Consider the following 1430-nt stretch of genomic DNA (forward strand, 5'->3'; position numbering starts at 1 on the left):
TTGGCTTGCAGTTTATTTAGTGGTTAGGGTGTGATGCGGTAACGTTTGTAGTGCGTGCCTGCGCCCCTTAACGCGGCGTTATGCTTAATCAAGTAAAATCAGTGGATTATGGTTTTTCTTTGTCCCCTCGGCTTTTCAGTTTTGTGTTTGTCGGCAAGCCGGTTTTTTTGAGCGCTGTTTTCGGACACTTATTCTTTGGCGCTGAAAATTCAGAGAGTTGCCTCAATCAATTTTCGGGTAAGCGCGAGGTTAGGGCAGTTGGCTCAATCAGAAGTCCATCTCTAGGTTTTCAAACTTCAAACCAGATTTGCCCAAATTCCGAGCCTGATTATCAAAACTATGATTCATTTCGGTTTTCTACGTTTTGGCTTTTGTTTGTGAATCAAAGTCGAGTTAATCTTGGTTCTGATCAAACGTAAGCCATTGAAGCTTAAGCATAACAAAGCGTTTAAGTGGGATTTGGCACGCGTGGCATTTTCGGTTTGCGTTGGGTTTGGTGATTAAGTCGCTGTGCGGTAGCTTTTGTATTGCGTGCCTGCACCCCTTAACGCGGCGTTAGGCGCTATTCACTTTAGGATTAGGGATGAACGTAGAATTTAAAGTGATCAATTTGGCGCAAGATTATGATTTTTGCGTAGCTGCTCGAAAGGATGCTTACTATTGCASTTTCGAGACCTTTTCGGGTTTTGATGATTTCATAGCAGGTTATCGAGAACGAGTTCAAGAAAGGCAATCTGGAGCAGGTTGGTTTTACATCCATATCTGGTTGGGTGGAAAATTGGTAGGGCAGTTAGAGTTTCGTTCTTTTTCACCCGAGCCAGAGACCGGTTATGTTCACTTGGTTTACTTGTTACCTGAAGTTCGCGGTTCTGGTTTGGGCCAGCAAGTTCAGGTCTACCTCGAATCAGAATTGGCACGAGCTGGCTGTAATCGTGCTGTGCTTTCCGTGAGTAGAACGAACGCAAGGGCGTTAAGGTTCTATAAGCGTAATGGTTGGGTATATTGTYGCCCTAATCCGAAGCAYGATGAAACCGATTTTTACCAATTRCAGCTGCGCGCCTAACAAAGCGAGTATGGCGTCAATAGTTAATTTTTCGCCATATTTTCATTCCACATAGTTCCGTCTCTTAGCATTGAATTCAGGATCACAACCATCTTTCTAACACAGGCAATGATGGCTACTTTTTTGGGTTTTCCTGCTTCCAGTAATCGCTGATATGTGGTCTTAAAAACAGGGTTAGATTGCATTGCAGACATCATCGCCATATACAGGACTGTACGCACCTGAGCGCGCCCACCTTGGATAATTCGTTTGCCTTTATAGCGGCCACTTTCTCTATTCATGGGAGCAACACCTATTAGAGAAGCCGCTTGTTTATTGTTGATATAACCCAACTCAGGAACGTTGCTAATGATGGCGGCCGCACTCA

The 1430-nt window shown here is 44.2% G+C and carries 2 protein-coding genes and 1 pseudogene; 2 read left to right on the forward strand and 1 reads right to left on the reverse strand.

The features are described from left to right. Positions 1–108 precede the first annotated feature (108 nt). Both CIK04_RS35910 and CIK04_RS31065 read left to right on the forward strand, forming a co-directional pair. Positions 109–290, forward strand: a pseudogene (locus CIK04_RS35910) (hypothetical protein); the annotation flags it as partial. A 293-nt stretch (positions 291–583) separates the two neighbouring features. Continuing rightward, positions 584–1063, forward strand: a complete 480-nt coding sequence (locus CIK04_RS31065; protein ID WP_128824780.1) for a GNAT family N-acetyltransferase — start codon at positions 584–586, stop codon at positions 1061–1063. Positions 1064–1086: 23 nt separating this feature from the next. Here CIK04_RS31065 and CIK04_RS31070 read toward each other — a convergent pair. Continuing rightward, positions 1087–1430 (reverse strand): transposase (locus tag CIK04_RS31070; RefSeq protein ID WP_142995051.1); only part of this gene is annotated, 344 nt, incomplete at its 5' end.

The sequence above is a fragment of the Vibrio sp. 03_296 genome (assembly GCF_002265885.1).